This is a genomic window from Micromonospora sp. NBC_00330, from assembly GCF_036136635.1.
In the GTDB taxonomy this organism is placed as follows: Bacteria; Actinomycetota; Actinomycetes; order Mycobacteriales; family Micromonosporaceae; genus Micromonospora; species Micromonospora salmantinae.
Window position 1 is genome coordinate 3,084,667 of sequence record NZ_CP108012.1, and the last position, 15,913, is coordinate 3,100,579.

18 protein-coding genes are annotated in these 15,913 nt (G+C 71.5%); 10 read left to right on the forward strand and 8 right to left on the reverse strand.

Features of this window, described 5'->3' with window-relative positions; translation table 11 throughout:
- Window positions 1–24: 24 nt before the first annotated feature.
- The gene (locus tag OG598_RS13850) at window positions 25–1,413 is read right to left on the reverse strand and encodes an aminotransferase-like domain-containing protein (RefSeq protein ID WP_328654813.1); all 1,389 of its coding nucleotides are present in this window, start codon (window positions 1,411–1,413) and stop codon (window positions 25–27) included.
- On the opposite strand from OG598_RS13850, the gene OG598_RS13855 reads away from it, so the two are divergent.
- Window positions 1,412–2,368 carry a DMT family transporter gene (locus OG598_RS13855; RefSeq protein WP_328654814.1) on the forward strand — a complete coding sequence of 319 codons (957 nt, stop codon included), beginning with the start codon at window positions 1,412–1,414 and terminating at the stop codon, window positions 2,366–2,368. The two genes, OG598_RS13850 and OG598_RS13855, sit on opposite strands and share 2 nt — an antisense overlap.
- Here the strand turns inward: OG598_RS13855 and OG598_RS13860 are convergent.
- Window positions 2,365–2,760: a winged helix-turn-helix transcriptional regulator gene (locus tag OG598_RS13860; protein WP_328655329.1), complete on the reverse strand. Its 396-nt coding sequence runs from the start codon at window positions 2,758–2,760 to the stop codon at window positions 2,365–2,367. The two genes, OG598_RS13855 and OG598_RS13860, sit on opposite strands and share 4 nt — an antisense overlap.
- A gap of 96 nt (window positions 2,761–2,856) precedes the next feature.
- On the opposite strand from OG598_RS13860, the gene OG598_RS13865 reads away from it, so the two are divergent.
- Entirely contained in the window at window positions 2,857–3,714 is an 858-nt protein-coding gene (locus OG598_RS13865; RefSeq protein ID WP_328654815.1) for an SDR family oxidoreductase, read from the forward strand.
- 136 nt (window positions 3,715–3,850) lie between these two features.
- On the opposite strand, the gene OG598_RS13870 is transcribed toward OG598_RS13865, so the two are convergent.
- On the reverse strand, window positions 3,851–4,537 hold the full coding sequence (locus OG598_RS13870; protein ID WP_328654816.1) for a TetR/AcrR family transcriptional regulator: 687 nt from the start codon (window positions 4,535–4,537) through the stop codon (window positions 3,851–3,853).
- A 220-nt stretch (window positions 4,538–4,757) separates the two neighbouring features.
- On the opposite strand from OG598_RS13870, the gene OG598_RS13875 reads away from it, so the two are divergent.
- The 4 genes from OG598_RS13875 to OG598_RS13890 all read left to right on the forward strand — a co-directional run bounded on the left by OG598_RS13875 (window position 4,758) and on the right by OG598_RS13890 (window position 9,006).
- Window positions 4,758–5,705 (forward strand): ion transporter, encoded by a 948-nt coding sequence (locus OG598_RS13875; RefSeq protein ID WP_328654817.1) that lies wholly within the window; start codon window positions 4,758–4,760, stop codon window positions 5,703–5,705.
- 78 nt (window positions 5,706–5,783) lie between these two features.
- Window positions 5,784–6,953, forward strand: a complete 1,170-nt coding sequence (locus OG598_RS13880; protein WP_328654818.1) for an acyl-CoA dehydrogenase family protein — start codon at window positions 5,784–5,786, stop codon at window positions 6,951–6,953.
- Window positions 6,953–7,798, forward strand: a complete 846-nt coding sequence (locus OG598_RS13885) for a phosphate/phosphite/phosphonate ABC transporter substrate-binding protein (RefSeq protein WP_328654819.1) — start codon at window positions 6,953–6,955, stop codon at window positions 7,796–7,798. Before OG598_RS13880 ends, OG598_RS13885 begins: the two co-directional genes overlap by 1 nt.
- Window positions 7,795–9,006 carry a ferritin-like domain-containing protein gene (locus OG598_RS13890; RefSeq protein WP_328654820.1) on the forward strand — a complete coding sequence of 404 codons (1,212 nt, stop codon included), beginning with the start codon at window positions 7,795–7,797 and terminating at the stop codon, window positions 9,004–9,006. Before OG598_RS13885 ends, OG598_RS13890 begins: the two co-directional genes overlap by 4 nt.
- A 63-nt stretch (window positions 9,007–9,069) precedes the next feature.
- Here the strand turns inward: OG598_RS13890 and OG598_RS13895 are convergent, their stop codons facing one another.
- Together OG598_RS13895 and OG598_RS13900 are read right to left on the reverse strand one after the other, a co-directional pair.
- Complete coding sequence (locus OG598_RS13895; protein ID WP_196922600.1) at window positions 9,070–9,420, reverse strand: DUF1330 domain-containing protein; 351 nt, start codon at window positions 9,418–9,420, stop codon at window positions 9,070–9,072.
- A gap of 122 nt (window positions 9,421–9,542) precedes the next feature.
- Window positions 9,543–10,133, reverse strand: a complete 591-nt coding sequence (locus tag OG598_RS13900) for a TetR/AcrR family transcriptional regulator (protein WP_328654821.1) — start codon at window positions 10,131–10,133, stop codon at window positions 9,543–9,545.
- A gap of 117 nt (window positions 10,134–10,250) precedes the next feature.
- On the opposite strand from OG598_RS13900, the gene OG598_RS13905 reads away from it, so the two are divergent.
- Complete coding sequence (locus OG598_RS13905; RefSeq protein WP_328654822.1) at window positions 10,251–10,604, forward strand: TraR/DksA family transcriptional regulator; 354 nt, start codon at window positions 10,251–10,253, stop codon at window positions 10,602–10,604.
- A gap of 35 nt (window positions 10,605–10,639) precedes the next feature.
- Here the strand turns inward: OG598_RS13905 and OG598_RS13910 are convergent, their stop codons facing one another.
- The gene (locus OG598_RS13910; RefSeq protein WP_328654823.1) at window positions 10,640–12,034 is read right to left on the reverse strand and encodes an FAD-dependent oxidoreductase; all 1,395 of its coding nucleotides are present in this window, start codon (window positions 12,032–12,034) and stop codon (window positions 10,640–10,642) included.
- A gap of 45 nt (window positions 12,035–12,079) precedes the next feature.
- Entirely contained in the window at window positions 12,080–12,577 is a 498-nt protein-coding gene (locus OG598_RS13915) for a GNAT family N-acetyltransferase (RefSeq protein ID WP_328654824.1), read from the reverse strand.
- Between the two features lie 95 nt (window positions 12,578–12,672).
- Here OG598_RS13915 and OG598_RS13920 point away from each other — a divergent pair, with 95 nt between their 5' ends.
- The 3 genes from OG598_RS13920 to OG598_RS13930 are packed head-to-tail and all read left to right on the forward strand — an operon-like array spanning window position 12,673 to window position 14,573.
- Window positions 12,673–13,026 (forward strand): ArsR/SmtB family transcription factor, encoded by a 354-nt coding sequence (locus OG598_RS13920; RefSeq protein WP_328654825.1) that lies wholly within the window; start codon window positions 12,673–12,675, stop codon window positions 13,024–13,026.
- Window positions 13,023–14,114, forward strand: a complete 1,092-nt coding sequence (arsB, locus tag OG598_RS13925) for an ACR3 family arsenite efflux transporter (RefSeq protein WP_328654826.1) — start codon at window positions 13,023–13,025, stop codon at window positions 14,112–14,114. The genes OG598_RS13920 and arsB overlap by 4 nt, the downstream gene beginning before the upstream one ends.
- An 18-nt stretch (window positions 14,115–14,132) precedes the next feature.
- Window positions 14,133–14,573 (forward strand): arsenate reductase ArsC, encoded by a 441-nt coding sequence (locus OG598_RS13930; protein ID WP_328654827.1) that lies wholly within the window; start codon window positions 14,133–14,135, stop codon window positions 14,571–14,573.
- Here OG598_RS13930 and eno read toward each other — a convergent pair.
- Window positions 14,555–15,820 (reverse strand): phosphopyruvate hydratase, encoded by a 1,266-nt coding sequence (gene eno, locus OG598_RS13935; RefSeq protein WP_328654828.1) that lies wholly within the window; start codon window positions 15,818–15,820, stop codon window positions 14,555–14,557. The two genes, OG598_RS13930 and eno, sit on opposite strands and share 19 nt — an antisense overlap.
- Window positions 15,821–15,913 lie beyond the last annotated feature (93 nt).

Genomic DNA, 15,913 nt, shown 5'->3' on the forward strand with positions numbered 1-15,913 from the left:
GCCCACCAGCCAGGCGCCCGGTGTTCAACGGAGGACGCGGGCGAGGCGTCGAACGGCCTCGTCCATGAGTTCGGGTGCGGCTGCCGCGTAGGTGAGGCGCAGGTGCGGGGCCGGGGGTTCGGCCGCGTACCAGGGCCGGCCCGGGAAGACAGCGACGCCTTCGGCCGCCGCGGCAGCGGCCAGTGCCGTGTCGTCGGTGCCGGCGGCGAGGCGCACCCAGAGGTGCATGCCGCCACGGGGGATCGACTGTGGAGCAAGGCTTGGCAGGTGCCGGCGTAGCGCGGTCAGCAGCGCGTCGCGGCGTGTCCGGAGGGCCGTGCGCAGTGCCCGGCGATGCCGCGACCACGCCGGAGAGGTGAGGAAGTCGATCGCCCCCTGTTGCAGTGGCCCGGCGACGAAGAAGTCGTCGAGCAGCCGGGCAGCGCGCAGTCGCGCACCCGCCGGGCCACGGGCTCCGATGGCGGCTACGCGCAGCCCGGGGGCGGTCGACTTGGTCAGCGAGCGCAGGTAGATGACATGACCGTCGGGATCATCGCTGGCCAGTGGTGGCGGGGCCGGATCGTCGATGGTGAGGTCACGGGCGTAGTCGTCCTCGATCAGGAACGCCCCGGCGTCGCGTACGGCCTCGGCGACCTGCGCCCGGCGGTGCTCCGCCAGCGTCGCGCCGTGCGGGTTGGCGTACAGGGACTGGCAGTAGAAGAGTCGGGCGCCGGTGCGGGCGAACGCGGCGGCGAGTTGGTCGGGCCGTACCCCGTCGGCGTCGGCCGGCACGGGCACCACCCGCAGCCCGGCCGCGCGGGCCGCGGCCAACGCACCCAGGTAGGTCGGGGACTCGACGAGCAGGGTGTCGCCGGGTGCGGTGAGCGCCCGCAACGCGGACGACAGGGCGGCCTGCCCACCGGGGCAGATCACCATGTCCTCGGCGTGCAGCCCCGCCCCGGCCTCGCGGGCGAACCAGGCGCGCAGGTCCGCGCGACCCTCGACCGGGCCACGCTGCCAGCTCGCGGGCTGCCGGGCGGCTCGGGTGAGGGCGGCGCCGAGCGCAGCGGCGGGCTGGAGGTCCGCGTGGAGGTAGCCACCGGACAGCGGGATCGTTCCGGCGGGCGTCAGCGCCAACAGCGCCCGCATCTCGTCCTGACCGAACCGGCGGGGCCCGAGCGCGACGGTCTGCCAGGACAGGTCGGGCACCCCCGGCTCGTCCGGCTCAGTGGCCACAAAGGTGCCTCGGCCGGGTCGCGCCTCGATCAGCCCCTCGGCCGCCAACTGACGGATCGCCTCGGCGACGGTGACCGGCGATGCCTGATGTCGGGCGGTCAGCTCGCGCACCGAGGGCAGCCGGGCGCCAGGACCGGCGGCGGCCGCGAGACCCCGCAGATCTTGGATAACGCGTTGGGCTGCGTTACCGTTTTCCATGAGGGACAAGAGTAGCGCTACTGTCAGAAACACGGTAACAGCGGATCGGATCGTCGGGCTCGGCCTCGGCGCGCTGGGCGTGCTCGGCTTCAGCCTGTCACTTCCGGCCACCCGCATCGCCGTGCAGCAGCTCGACCCGTGGTTCGTCGCCTTCGGCCGGGCTGTCGGCGCGGGGCTGCTGGCATGGACGTACCTGCGTCTCACCGGCGCACCGCGGCCCACCCGCGGTCAGTGGCAACGGCTGCCGATCGTCGCCCTCGGAGTCGTCGTCGGCTTTCCCCTGTTCACCTCGATGGCGCTTCTCACCCAGACCTCCGCGCACAGCGCTGTCGTCATCGCCGCGCTGCCCGCGATGACGGCCGTGTTCGCGGTGCTGCGAGCCGGCGAACGCCCGCCGCCGCTGTTCTGGATCGTGAGCGCCGGCGGGCTGCTAGCGGTTCTCGCCTTCCTCGGCGCCAGCGGCGCGGTACGAGGTGCCCTCACACTGCCCGACCTGTTCCTGCTCGCGGCGGTGGTGCTCTGCGGTCTCGGCTATGCCGAGGGCGGCGCGCTCGCCCGCGAGTTGGATGGCGCTCGGACGATTTGCTGGGCGTTGCTGCTCTCGCTGCCCGTCACCGTTCCCGTCACGGCCGTTGCCGCCGCCGCCAGTCCGCCGCGGGCCGACGCTCTCGGCTGGTCGGCCTTCGGCTATCTCACCGGGGTCTCGATGTTCCTGGGCTTCTTCGCCTGGTACGCGGGCCTGGCCCGGGGCGGTATAGCGCAGGTGGGCCAGGTCCAACTCGCCCAGCCGGTGCTGACCCTGGGGTGGTCGGCGCTGCTGCTCGGCGAGGTGGTCTCCCCCGCCTCGATCGCGGCGGCGCTGGTGGTGCTGGGATGCGTCGTGGCGACCCAGCGCATCCGCCAGAGCCCACGGACGGTGGTGGCGCGACGCGAGGCCGGCGCGGGATCGCCCTAGGCCCGGTCCCGCTCGCGGCTGTCGCGGGCGGTCTGCAACTCGGGCACCGAGGCCTCCAGCAGATCGGCGAGGCCACGCAGTTGCTCGGCGACCCGGGCGCCGAGCGGGGTCAGCGAGTATTCGACGCGTGGTGGGATCGCGGTGAGCACCTCGCGGGTGAGCATTCCGTCGCGTTCGAGGGTTTGCAGGGTCTGGGAGAGCATCCGCTCGCTGACCCCGTCGATGCGGCGACGCAGCGCGTTGAACCGGTAGCGGCCCTCGCCGAGCGCCAACAGGGCCAGCGAGGCCCACTTCGAGGTGACGTCCTCGAAGGCCGCGCGGGAGGTGCAACCCCGCGCGAAGACATCGCTGACGAATTCCTGGGTAGGCCCCGCCGGGTCCTGGGCCGGCATGTCGCTCACCTCACCAGCCTATCTCACGCTACCCATCGGTTAGTGCTGTAGATTCGTAAGTGCTTACTGATTTGCTCCTACCCTTCGGAGGTTCCCATGCCCACCTATGCCGTCACCGGCGCCACCGGCCGGCTGGGCCGCCTGGTGATCGAGCAGTTGCTCGACAGCGGCGTACCCGCCACCGAGATCGCCGCCATCGTCCGCAGCCCGGAGAAGGCCGCCGACCTGGCCGCGCGCGGGGTCGAGATCCGCAAGGCCAGCTACGACGACCCGTCGACGCTGCCCGGCGCCGTGGCCGGCGTACGTCGCCTGCTGCTCGTCTCCGGCGACACTCCCGGTCAGCGCGTCGCGCAGCACACCGCTGTCATCGACGCCGCCAAGCTCGCCGGGGTGGAACGTCTCGTCTACACCAGCATCCTGAAGGCCGACACCACAGCGAACCCGCTCGCCCCTGAGCACAAGGCCACCGAGGAGGTCCTCGCCGCGTCCGGTCTGACCCACACGGTGCTGCGCAACAGCTGGTACACCGAGAACTACACCGACCAGCTCCCGCAGTACCTGGGGTCCGGCACGATCCTCGGCGCCACCGGCGGCAGCAAGATCTCCGCCGCGACCCGCGCCGACTACGCGGGGGCGGCAGTGGCCGCACTGACCCGGGACGAGGACGGCAACGCCGTCTACGAACTGGGCGGCACCGCGTTCACCTTCGACGAGCTGGCCGAGGCCGTCACCGAGGTGACCGGCACCACAGTCGTCCACCAGGACATGTCCGCCGCCGAGCTGGCCTCGGCCCTGGAGAACGTCGGCCTGGACGCGGGCACCGCCGGTTTCGTCGCCGCGCTCGACCACTCGATCGCCAATGGCGAGCTGGCAACCGACAGCGACGACCTCAGCCGGCTGCTCGGCCGGCCGAGCACCCCGCTGCGCGACGCCATCCGGGCCGCGCGGGCCTGAACCGGATCCATCGTCGAAGCGGGCGGCGGGGCCTCCGGTCGCCGTCGCCCGCCCCCGACCTCACCCACGGCGCGCGACCGTACATGGTGGTGGGAAACGTGTTGGTCGCGCCCGGCTGGCGCCGTCGTCGAGGTGATCAGCCCACCTCGGTCGACTCCCCGAGCAGTAGGCCGGTCAGCAGACTGCGCAGGGTCCGCTCGACGAGGTCCGCCCGGGGTGCCGGGCCGGAGGGCTGACGGAACGCCGCGACCAGGTGCGGGTACGCCGCGAGGTCCACTCCGGAGAAGCTGAACGCCCCAGCGGCGGACTCGCGGCGGGCGAAGAGGCTCACCACGCCGGTCATCATTGCGATGGCCTCGAACTTGGCGGCGGAAGGGCAGCGCACCGGTTCCAGGATCCGCATGCAGGTGTCGAACCAGGCCAGGCTCTGCGGGCCGATGCCGGAGGGCCGGTGGATCACGTCGAGCAGCCACGGGTGGGCGCCGAACAGCGCCAACTGCCGACGCCCCAGCAGCACCATCGTCTCCAACCAGTCGCCCTCCACCTGCGGGTACGGGCGCAGCTCCCCCACGACCCGGTCGGTCATCAGGTCCAGCAGGTCATCGCGGGACGACAGGTAGCGGTAGAGGGATCCGGCGCCGGTGCCGAGCGCGGCGGCGACGGCGCGCATCGACACCGCGGCCAGCCCTTCGGTGTCGGCCAGGGTGATGGCGGCAACGACGATGGCGTCCCGGCTGTGCGCCGGAGCGGGGCCGCGGCTGCCGCGTTCGGGCCTGCTCCAGATCGGCTGCCGGTCGGGGCCGCTCGCAGCTGTGTCACTCACTGATCTACTGTAAACCGCAAACGCTGTTCGCGATTTGTGTCGTCGCCGCACGGCTCGCCCCGATGCGCAGCGAACGAGTCACGCTGCACAGACGGCACGGTCGCGCAGCGTCGTTGATCTTGGCTAGGCTGGTGGGCATGCCCGCACACCAGCCGCACCGCCACGACGACGGCCGGAGGTGGGCCCCGGCCCCGGCGTGCCTCATCGAGCCGGCCGACTGGTGAGTGACGCACCCGTGCCCGCCCAGCGGGGTGGTCCGTCCACACCGCCGCCGCACCGCTCGGGTTGGACCGACAGTTGCGACCGCCTCGCCCGGTCACGGCCCTTCGAGATCGCCATCGTCGTGGTCATCCTCGCCAACGGCATCGTTCTCGGCCTGGAGACGTACGACGATCTGAGCCCTGCCGGCACCGCGCTGCACGGGCTGGAGCTGTTCTTCCGGGCCGTCTTCGTCGTCGAGATCGCCGTCCGGCTGGCCGCCTACGGCAGACGCCCACAGGACTTCTTCCGGCACGGCTGGAACGTCTTCGACTTCGTGGTGATCGCGGCGATCTTCATCCCGGGCCTGCACGGCGACCCGGCGCTGCTGCGGGTCGTCCGGGTCGCCCGGATGGTCCGCCTGGTCCGGTTCTCACCGGGTCTGCGGACCATCGTCTCCGCACTGTGGCGCAGCCTGCCGGGCGTCACCGGTTTCCTGGCCCTGGCCGTGGTGACGCTCTACGTGTACGGCATGGCCGGCTGGCTGATCTTCGGCAACAGGTACCCGGAGGAGTACGGCGACATCGGCCGATCGCTGCTGACGTTGTTCGTGCTGCTGTCGCTGGAGACGCTGCCGGACCTCATCGAGCAGGGCATGGCGATCTCACCATGGACGCTGCTCTACTACGTCAGCTACGTGGTCATCACCGTCAACCTGCTGCTCAACATCCTCATCGCGGTCATCGTGAACTCCATGGAGGAGGCCCGCCGGTTGGAGATGACCGAGCGACTGGCCCCCGGCTACGACGAGGACGGCGACGGCGTGCCGGACGAGGTGGACCGGATCGCGCTCACCCAACGGCTGGACGATTTGCGAGCGGTCATCACCGAGTTGGAGCGCGAGCTGCGCATCGACCGGGACGACGGGCACGGCCGACCCCACCGGGACAACGCCCGCGCCAGACGGTAATCCGACGCTCGCGCTGCGTCTTCGGGTTCGGATAGTGTCGACGGCGGTCCCATCGGCCTGCCTGAAGGGGTACCGAGCATGACGACCAGTGTCGACAATGCACAGACCACCACCGATCCCACTGACACGCTCGGCACGGTGATCGACGACGTGATCCGCCCGCAGGCGCCGACCGTCGACCGGGATGGGGCCTTCCCCCGTCCGGGTGTGGACGCTCTCGCCGCGGCCGGCCTGCTCGGCCTGGCCTCCTCGACGGAGGTCGGTGGCGCGGGCCACGGCATGCGGGTGGTCGCCGAAATGATCGAGCGGCTGGCCGCCGAGTGCGGGTCCACAGCGATGGTGGTGCTCATGCACTACGCGGCCACCGCCGTCATCGAGGCGCACGGCCCCCGGGACGTCCGCGCGGCCATCGCCACCGGCGATCACCTCACCACGTTGGCGTTCTCCGAGTACGGCTCGCGCAGCCACTTCTGGTCGCCGACCGGCACCGCGACAGCCGCCGACGACGACACCGTCCGCCTCGACGCGCGTAAGAGCTGGGTCACCTCGGCCGGCGAGGCCAACAGCTACGTCTGGTCGAGCCTTCCGCTGACTCGCGACGCCGGCCCGATGACGCTGTGGCTGGTGCCGGCCGACAGCGCCGGCCTGAGCGTGGCCGGCGACTTCGACGGGCTGGGTCTGCGGGGCAACGGCTCCCGACCGATGACAGCCGACGGGCTCCAGGTTCCCTCGACGGCGAGGATGGCGGCCGACGGGGTCGGGCTCGACACCGCGCTCGGCGTGGTCCTGCCCTGGTTCCTGGTGCTCAACGCCGCCTTCTGCCTCGGTCTCGCCGACAGCGCCGTGGCCGAGGCGGGCCGACATCTCACCAGGACCACGCTCACGCACACCGGCGCCGCCCTGCGCGATGCGCCCGTCACCCGACGCGACCTCGCTCGGCTGATGATCCGCACCGACGCGCTGCGCGCCTTTTTGGGCGACACGCTGACCGCGCTGGAGACCGGCCGCGACGACGCGATGCTGCGGGTGCTCCAGGTCAAGGCACTCGCCGGCGAGACCGTCGCCGACGTGACCGATGGCGCGATGCAGCTCTGCGGCGGCAGCGCCTTCCGCAAGGAGTTGGGCCTTGAACGCCGTTTCCGGGACGCCCGCGCGGCCCGGGTCATGGCGCCGACCACCGACGCGTTGCACGATTTCGTCGGTCGGGTCGCCACCGGGCTGCCGCTGCTCGACGAGGCCAACCGCTGATGCCCGCGCCTACCGTTCTGCTGGGCGCGGTCGCGTACGACCCCAAGGTGGTGACCATCTGGGAGGGGTTCCGCGCCTGGCTACGCGGGCGGGGCCTGGACTTCGACTTCGTCCTCTACTCGCACTACGAGCGACAGGTCGAGGATCTCGTCGCCGGGCGGATCGACGCGGCCTGGAACTCTCCCCTGGCCTGGCTACGGGCCGAGCGGCTGGCGGCCGCCAACGGCACGGCCGTCCGCGCGCTCACCATGCGCGACACCGACCAGGATCTCACCTCGATCGTGGTGGTCCGCGCGGACTCGCCGGTGCGCCAGCTCGCCGACCTCGCCGGACGGGTGGTCGCCGTCGGGGCGGTCGACAGTCCACAGGCGACGCTGATTCCACTGGGCCACCTCGCGGCGGCCGGGGTCACCGTCGACGTACGCCGCTTCGACGTGGGTGTCGGCCTGCACGGCGACCACATCGGCGGTGAGCGCGACGCAGCCCGCGCCCTGGTGGCCGGGGAGGTCGACGCCGCCTGCATGATCGACGCCAACCACCTGGCGTTCGTCAAGGAGGGCACGTTATCGCCCGAGGGCACCCGGATCGTGGCGCAGACCGCACGCTACGACCACTGCAACATGACGGTCCGCGCGCCGGAGTCCGACGGCGTCCGGCTCTTCGGCACGCTGCTGCTCGGCATGTCGTACGCCGATCCGCAGGTGCGCCCGCTGCTCGACCTGGAGGGGCTGACGGCCTGGAGGGAGGGCCGCACCACCGGGTATGACGCCCTCGCCGACGCGGTCGACGCCAGCGGTTTCTACTCCCCCGACGGGCGGGTGACGGCCACGGACTACCGGCCGTGAGCGCGGCACCGGTCGCCGAGGTCGACCTCGGGGACCTGGGTTTCGGCCGGGGCGCGCACCTGCTGGTGCAGCGGGCCCTGGCCGGGTTGCCGCCCGGCGGCCGGTTGGCGGTCTCCGGGCGCGACCCGGCGCTGCGCGTACACCTGCCCGCCTGGTGTCGTGGCCGGGGTCATCGGGTCGAATGGCCGGATCGGGGCGAGGCGAGCGACCTCGTCGCGGTGGTGGTCCGGGGGTCGGCGGATGACGACCGCTGGTTCGGCGCGGAGCGGGCCGGACCGGCCCTGCCGTCGGCGCTCAGCAGCCGTCCACCCGCGCGGTGGGGGCTCGGCGCGCGGGGTGCGCTCCTCGAAGCCGGTGGTCCGGAGGCGCGGTTCGACCTGGACGACCGCGACCTGGTCTGGGCCGACATCGCCCCGAACCTGTACGCGCAGGCCGCCGCCCGACAGTGGGACCCGCAGACCGCTGTGCCGTGGGACGACCCGTTCGCGCTGCCGGCCGACGTCGAGGCGGCGGTGGTGCAGGTGATGACCTACCTGGTCGAGAACGAGCAGGCCGCCCTCGTCGTACCGGCCCGGTTCGTGGGGCGCATCCATCCGCACTTTCGGGAGGTGGTGCAGCTTCTCGCCGTGCAGATGGCCGACGAGGCCCGGCACATGGAGGTCTTCAGCCGGCGGGCACTGCTGCGGGGCGCCGAGATGGGCACGTCATCCGCCGGCGGCCGGCAGTCGCTGTTCACCCTCGTCGCAGAGTCGGACTTCGCGTTGGCGTCGTTCCTGCTCTCCGTACTCGGCGAGGGCAGCTTCGTCGATCTGCTCTCGTTCCTGCACGAGAACGCCCCGGACCCGGTGACGCGCCGGATCTGTTGGCTCGCCATGCAGGACGAGCGTCGGCACGTGGTGTTCGGCATGGCACACCTGGAGCATCAGGCGCAGCTGGATCCGCTGCTGCGAGACCGGCTGCGAGCGGCCATCCACCGCCGCCACGACGCGCTTGTCGACACCGCGGGGCTCAACGCGGATGTCTTCGACGCACTGGTCCTGCTCGCGGCGGGTGGTTGGCATCCGGACGACGTGTCCGCCGGCTTCGACCGGGTGCAGGCCCTGCAACACGCGATGGATCAGGGCCGTCAGCGCCGACTCGTCCGTCTGGGTTTCCGGCCCGACGAGGCGGCGGCGCTCTCCGCCCTGCACACCCGCAACTTCATGTAGCCGATCCCCGCGCACGGCACGGCGTGCGCGGGGATCGCGCTACGGCAGGTCAGCGAGCGCTGGTCACTGGCCGAGCAGGGTCCGGATCTGACGCGCGTAGCCGGCCACCGTGAAGTCCGGGCCGACGGAGTCCACCAGGACCAGGTCGTTGATGGTGTGATCGACGCGCAGCGACAGGATCGCCTGGTACTCGGGCGAGTTGTACCAGGTCTTGGCGGTTTCCGCGTCCGGGAACTCGATCAGCACGACGGAACCGGGCCAGCTGCCCTCGAGGACCTGCACCTCGGCATCCAGGACGAGCCACTTGGCGCCGTACGCCTCGGTGGTGGCCTGCACCTGCTCCAGGTAACGCAGGGACTCCTCGGTCGGCACTCCGCCCGGGATACGCAGGTGGTTGATCAGGTACGTGCTCATGTCTCACTCCTCGATGCAGGTGCTGGTTCCCGGTCGAAGGCGTACGACCGGTCGTCTTGGATTGGTTACACGCCGCGCCGGATGCAACGACGCGGACTGTTACCGCTGGGATCGGACGCGGATCAGGTGAGGATCCGGGCCGTGGTGATCGTGAAGAACTCCTGGAGGGCGGCCGGGTCACCGGATGCCTTCGCCCGCGCTGCCGCGCCCTCGTAGCTGGAGACCACGAAGCCGGCGAGATCAGTGGCGGGTTCGTCGCCGTGCAGTTCACCGGCGGCCCGCGCTTGCACGATCGTCGTGGCGAGCACGGCGACCCAGCGGCCGAAGCCGGCGTCGACGGCGTTGCGCAGGACATCGCTGTGCGCCGGGATCTCGGTGGCGAAGTTGCCGAGCAGGCAGCCGCGGTCACCCATGGTGTCGCCGAGGCCGGTGATGTATCTCAGATGCCCGGTGATCCGCTCGCGCGGGGTGCCGCCGTGCTTCTCGTCGAGCATCTCCAGCCCCATCGCCGCGGAATATCTCGCCACCGAGTCGAGGGCGAGATCCTCCTTGCTGGCGAAGTGGTTGTAGAAGGTGCCCTTGGGCGCCCCGGCCGCGGCGACGATGTCCTGGACGCTCGTGCCGTTGTAGCCCCGCAGGTGGAACAGGTCCAACGCGGCGTCGGACAACCGTTGCCGGGTCCCGGCGGAGGCTTGTGACTTTGGCCGTGGCATCTCGTGGCACTCCTCTCGCCCGGGGTTCCGGCTGACTGACAGGCACCACGATATGACCGGTCGTCTCGGAATGCCAGTGATGTGACCACGGTCATCCCCGGGTACTGTGGAACGGCCATGAACAGGGATTCCAGCGCGGTCCGCGAGGAGTTGCTGCGGTTACGCGAGCAAACTGAGGCCCAGGCCACCGCCCTGGACGGCGACCTGCGGAGCCTCTTCGAGGCGTCCCGGTCGTCCAACGCCGATGACGAACACGACCCCGAGGGCAGCACCATCGCCTTCGAACGCGCGCAGCTCACCGCCGTCCTGGAAGCCACCCGCCGACGCCTGGCCGAGCTGGACGTCGCGTTGCGACGGGTCGACGACGGCAGCTACGGCGTGTGCGAACGGTGCGCCCGTCCGATTCCCGCCGAGCGGCTCGTCGCCCGCCCGTCCGCGCGTACGTGTGTCGCCTGCGCCAGCCGACGGTGACGGTGACGGCGCACCGTCCGACTGCACGGCGGTGATCAGCTGGCGCAACAACCTGCTGCGGGCGCGGCGTCGAGGGCGATGAGGCTGATCGGCGCGGACCGCAGCCCTCCGGAGATGCCGGTGGACAGTCCACGCCCCGTCGGCTGCGGCCCGCAGCAGTCGTCGCCACCCGCCGAGACGGCGGAGTCACTGCTGCACACACCGGTGGCGGGCAGGTCGAGCTGGACGTCGCGGGCGGCGGCCCAGTCACCGGCCAGCGCGGCGACCACGGAGCGGACCTGCTCGTAGCCGGTGGCCATGAGGAACGTCGGCGCCCGGCCGTAGGACTTCATGCCGACGGCGTAGTAGTCCTGCTCCGGGTGGGCGAGCACGTCCACGCCGTGCGGCGGCACCGTGCCGCAGGAGTGCTCGTTGGGGTCGATCAGCGGGGCCAGGGCACGGGTGGCGCCCAGCACCGGGTCGAGGTCCAGCCGCAGCTCGGCGGCGATGCTGTGGTCGGGGCGGAAGCCGGTGGCCGCGACCACACGGTCGACGGTGATCGACTCGGCGCTGCCGTCGCCGTGCCGCACTGCCACACCGACCCGGCCACCCGTCGGGGTGAGCGCCCACACGGAGAAGCCGGTGAGCAGTCGGATCCGTCCGGCGTCGACGTGCGCACGCAGCAGTGCGCCGAGCGCGCCCCGCGCCGGGAGGGCGTCGGCGTCCCCGCCGCCGTAGGTACGCGTCGGCGCGGCGGCCCGGATGGCCCAGGTCACAGCGGTGCCGGGCTCGACGGCGGCCAGGTCCGCCAGGGACAGCAGGGTGTTCGCGGCCGAGTGACCGGCGCCGACCACCAGTGTGTGCCGGCCGACGAACCGGCCCCGGTCGGCGCCGAGGACGTCCGGCAGTGCGTGCTCCAGGTACGCCGCCGCGTCGACCTCACCTCGCGCGCGCAGACCGGACGCGCCGAGGACGTTGGGCGTGCTCCAGGTGCCGGAGGCGTCGATGACGGCACGGGCGACCAACTCGTCGCCGTCGGCGAGGCGGAGCAGGAACGGTGCGGTGTCGCGCCCGGCCGTACGCAGCCGGTCGAGGCCGAGCCGGCTGATCGCCTCGACGCGTGCCCCGTACCGCACGTGTGGCTTCAGTTGTGGCAGCTGCGCGAGGGGCCGGAGGTAGTCGTCGACCAGCTCCGCGCCGGTGGGCAGCGCCCCCGGGTCGGGGGCGACCCAACCGGCCTCGTCGAGGAGCCGACGGGCGGCCGGGTCGATGTTGTAACGCCACGGCGAGAAGACCCGCACGTGCCCCCACTGGCGTACCGCGGCGCCGGGGGTGTCGCCGGCTTCGAGGACGGTGAAGGGCAGCCCGCGTTCGTGCAGGTGCGCGGCGGCGGCGAGACCGGTCGGGCCGGCGCCGATGACGATGACGGGAAGGTCGTCCAGAGCGTTCATCAGTGGCTCCTCGGTGTGGTGGCCCGCCTTGGGGGCCACTGCTGGTCAGGTGATGGTGGGGCTGCGACGTTCCAGCAGGACGACGTCGCGCCAGCGGTCGTGGTGGCGACCGACCCGCTCGCGTACGCCGATGACCCGGAAGCCGGCCCGCTGGTGGAGGGTGAGGCTGGCGGTGTTCTCCGGGAAGACTCCGGACTGGATGGTCCAGATGCCGGCGGCCTCGGTGGAGGCGATCAGCGCTGTCAGCAGCAGCCGGGCGACGCCCCGGCCCTGGGCGGCCGGGTCCACGTAGACGGAGTGTTCGACCACTCCGGCATAGACCGCGCGGGTCGAGGTCGGCGAGACGGCGATCCAGCCGAGCACCGCCCCGTCACTGTCGACGGCCACGAAGCGGTGCGCGCTCAGGCGCGCGGCGTCGAACGCCGCCCAGGTCGGGGCGGTGATCTCGAAGCTGGCATTGCCGGCGTCCAGACCGGCCTGATAGATCGCCAGGACCCGGTCGGCGTCGACGTCGGTCATGGGGCGCACGGTGATGTCGGCCATCAGCGGGTTGCCTTCCGGAAGAGATCAGAGGACTGTCTCGACGTCCGTCGAATCAGACAGTTGCACACTGATTAGAGAAGTGTCAACCTAGAGGAATGTCGAATCAAGCAGGTCCGGCCGTGGACGTGTCGTGTTGCGTCCCGCTGGCCGAGCGACGCGTACCGGCCGAGGCCGCCGCGGTGCTCGCGCCCGCGTTCAAGGCCCTCGGCGACCCGGTGCGGCTGCAACTGCTGTCGATGATCGCCTCCGCCGAGACCGGGGAGATCTGCGTCTGCGACCTGACCCCCGCGTTCGACCTGACCGGCCCGACCATCTCGCACCACCTCAGGACGCTGCGCGAGGCGGGGCTGGTCGACGCCGAGCGTCGGGGCACCTGGGTCTACTACCGCGCCCGGCCGGCCATCCTGCGACAGCTCGCCGCACTGCTCACCGTGGCGCCGACGACATGACGACGACCCTCCAGAGCGACCCGGCCGAGAGCGCCGTCGTCGGCCGCCTCTCCCGACTCGACCGGTTCCTCCCCGTGTGGATCGGGCTGGCGATGATCGCCGGCCTACTCCTCGGTCGGCTGATCCCCGGGCTGAACAGCGTCCTGGACGCGGTGCAGATCGGCGGGATCTCGCTACCCATCGCCGTCGGCCTGCTGGTCATGATGTACCCGGTGCTGGCGAAGGTCCGCTACGACCGGCTCGACACCGTCACCGGCGACCGCCGGCTGCTGATCTCCTCGCTGGTCCTCAACTGGATCGTCGGCCCCGCCGTGATGTTCGCCCTGGCCTGGCTCTTCCTGGCCGACCAACCCGCGTACCGCACCGGGCTGATCATCGTCGGCCTGGCCCGCTGCATCGCCATGGTCATCATCTGGAACGACCTCGCCTGCGGTGATCGGGAAGCCGCCGCCGTACTGGTCGCCCTCAACTCGGTCTTCCAGGTCGTCGCCTTCGGCCTGCTCGGCTGGTTCTACCTGTCCGTGCTCCCTCAGTGGCTGGGGCTGTCCGGGGCCGAGCTCAACGTGTCAGCGTGGGACATCGCCGCCAACGTGCTCGTCTTCCTCGGCATCCCGCTGCTCGCCGGCTACCTCACCCGCCGCCTCGGCGAGCGCGCCAAGGGTCGCGCCTGGTACGAGGCCCGCTTCCTGCCCCGCATCGGCCCCGCCGCCCTCTACGGGCTGCTGTTCACCATCGTGATCCTGTTCGCCCTGCAAGGCGACGCCATCACCACCCGGCCCCTGGACGTCGTCCGCATCGCCCTGCCCCTGCTGGTGTACTTCGCGCTCATGTGGGCCGGCTCCTACGCCCTCGGCCGGGTCATCGGCCTCGGCTACCAGCGCACCACCACGCTGGCGTTCACCGCCGCCGGCAACAACTTCGAACTCGCCATCGCCGTCGCGATCGGCACCTTCGGCGTCACCTCCGGCCAAGCCCTCGCCGGGGTCGTCGGCCCGTTGATCGAGGTGCCCGTCCTGGTCGGCCTGGTCTACGTCTCCCTGTGGGCGCGCCGCCGCTTCTTCACTCCCCCGCAATCCGCGACCGCGTAACCGGAAGGCAACCCCGACATGAGCGACAGACCCAGCGTCCTGTTCGTCTGCGTCCACAACGCCGGCCGCTCCCAGATGGCCGCCGGCTGGCTGCGCCACCTCGCCGGCGACACCGTCGAGGTCCGCTCGGCCGGCTCCGCGCCGGCCGAGACGATCAACCCCGCCGCCGTGCAGGCCATGCGCGAGGTCGGCATCGACATCACCGACCAGACCCCCAAACTGCTGGAGTACGCGACAGCACAGTCCTCCGACGTCATCGTGACCATGGGCTGCGGCGACACCTGCCCGGTCTTCCCCGGCAAGCGCTACGAGGACTGGAAGCTCGACGACCCGGCCGGCAGGGGCGTCGACGCCGTCCGCCCGATCCGCGACGACATCCGGGGCCGGGTGGAGAAGCTCCTCACCGAGCTGAACCTCGCCACCCGACCGGAGCACACCCCTCAGCGGCCTCCTGCGTAGCTGGCGCGCTCGCCGAGCTCCTCCTCGATGCGGATGAGCTGGTTGTACTTGGCCGTGCGGTCGGAGCGCGACAGCGACCCGGTCTTGATCTGACCGCAGCCGACACCCACGGCCAAGTCGGCGATGGTGGTGTCCTCGGTCTCCCCGGACCGGTGCGACATCACCACCCGGTATCCCGCCTTGTGCGCGGCGTCCACCGTCGCCAGGGTCTCGGTGAGGGTGCCGATCTGGTTGACCTTGACCAGGATCGCGTTGGCGTAGCCGCCGTCGATCCCGTCGCGCAGCCGGTCGACATCGGTGCAGAAGACGTCGTCGCCGACCAACTGCACGCGCTCCCCCGCCACCGCCGTCAGCCGCTTCCAGCCGGCGATGTCGTCCTCGGCCATCGGGTCCTCGATCGAGCCGATCGGGTACCGGGAGAGCAGGTCGAGCAGGTAGTCGATGTGCTCCTCGGCGGTGCGCTGGCGCCCCTCGCCGACAAAGTCGTAGACACCCGCGCGGAAGAACTCCGAGCTGGCCGGGTCGAGGCAGATCCGCACGTCGACGCCGGGCTGGTAACCGGTGTCCTCGATGGCGCGCAGCACGAACCGCAGCGCCTCGTCGGCGTCGGTGACGTTCGGCGCGAAGCCGCCCTCGTCACCGACGTTGGTGTTGTGCCCGGCCGCTGCCAGGGACGCCTTGAGGGTGTGGAAGACCTCCGCGCCCATCCGGACCGCCTCGGCGAACGTCCGCGCTCCGACCGGGGCGATCATGAACTCCTGGAAGTCGAGCGGATTGTCGGCGTGCGCGCCACCGTTGATGATGTTCATCATCGGCACCGGCAGCAGGCGGGCGCCGACGCCACCGACGTAGCGGTACAGCGGCTGCCGGTGGGCCGACGCCGCCGCCTTCGCCGTCGCCAGGGACACCGCCAGGATCGCGTTGGCGCCCAGTCGACCCTTGTCCTTGGAACCGTCGAGAGCGATCATCGTCTCGTCGATCAGGGCCTGGTCCTCCGCGTCGAGCCCGAGCACCGCGTCGGCGATCTCGCCGTTGACAGCGGCGACGGCCGTGCTGACACCCTTGCCGTGAAAACGCGTCCGGTCCCCGTCGCGCAGCTCGACCGCCTCGTTCGCCCCCGTCGACGCGCCGGACGGCACTGCCGCCCGGCCGCTGGACCCGTCGGCGAGGACCACGTCGGCCTCCACTGTCGGGTTGCCCCTGCTGTCGAGGATCTGCCGAGCCCACACCCGACTGATTGCCGTCATCGCACACTCCCTGTTCAAGCTGCCTTTTCGCAGCCAGACTGGCAGGAAACGGCGGCCCTGACACCGCGACGATGGACACGTTGACCCGTACCC

Bases quoted from the DNA above. Each gene is read 5' to 3' on its own strand.
- OG598_RS13855 (WP_328654814.1), top strand. From the start codon at position 1,412: ATGAGGGACAAGAGTAGCGCTACTGTCAGAAACACGGTAACAGCGGAT.
- OG598_RS13850 (WP_328654813.1), bottom strand. From the start codon at position 1,413: ATGGAAAACGGTAACGCAGCCCAACGCGTTATCCAAGATCTGCGGGGT.
- OG598_RS13860 (WP_328655329.1), bottom strand. From the start codon at position 2,760: ATGCCGGCCCAGGACCCGGCGGGGCCTACCCAGGAATTCGTCAGCGAT.
- OG598_RS13865 (WP_328654815.1), top strand. From the start codon at position 2,857: ATGCCCACCTATGCCGTCACCGGCGCCACCGGCCGGCTGGGCCGCCTG.
- OG598_RS13880 (WP_328654818.1), top strand. From the start codon at position 5,784: ATGACGACCAGTGTCGACAATGCACAGACCACCACCGATCCCACTGAC.
- OG598_RS13885 (WP_328654819.1), top strand. From the start codon at position 6,953: ATGCCCGCGCCTACCGTTCTGCTGGGCGCGGTCGCGTACGACCCCAAG.
- OG598_RS13895 (WP_196922600.1), bottom strand. From the start codon at position 9,420: ATGAGCACGTACCTGATCAACCACCTGCGTATCCCGGGCGGAGTGCCG.
- OG598_RS13900 (WP_328654821.1), bottom strand. From the start codon at position 10,133: ATGCCACGGCCAAAGTCACAAGCCTCCGCCGGGACCCGGCAACGGTTG.
- OG598_RS13905 (WP_328654822.1), top strand. From the start codon at position 10,251: ATGAACAGGGATTCCAGCGCGGTCCGCGAGGAGTTGCTGCGGTTACGC.
- OG598_RS13910 (WP_328654823.1), bottom strand. From the start codon at position 12,034: ATGAACGCTCTGGACGACCTTCCCGTCATCGTCATCGGCGCCGGCCCG.
- OG598_RS13915 (WP_328654824.1), bottom strand. From the start codon at position 12,577: ATGGCCGACATCACCGTGCGCCCCATGACCGACGTCGACGCCGACCGG.
- OG598_RS13920 (WP_328654825.1), top strand. From the start codon at position 12,673: ATGTCGAATCAAGCAGGTCCGGCCGTGGACGTGTCGTGTTGCGTCCCG.
- arsB (WP_328654826.1), top strand. From the start codon at position 13,023: ATGACGACGACCCTCCAGAGCGACCCGGCCGAGAGCGCCGTCGTCGGC.
- OG598_RS13930 (WP_328654827.1), top strand. From the start codon at position 14,133: ATGAGCGACAGACCCAGCGTCCTGTTCGTCTGCGTCCACAACGCCGGC.
- eno (WP_328654828.1), bottom strand. From the start codon at position 15,820: ATGACGGCAATCAGTCGGGTGTGGGCTCGGCAGATCCTCGACAGCAGG.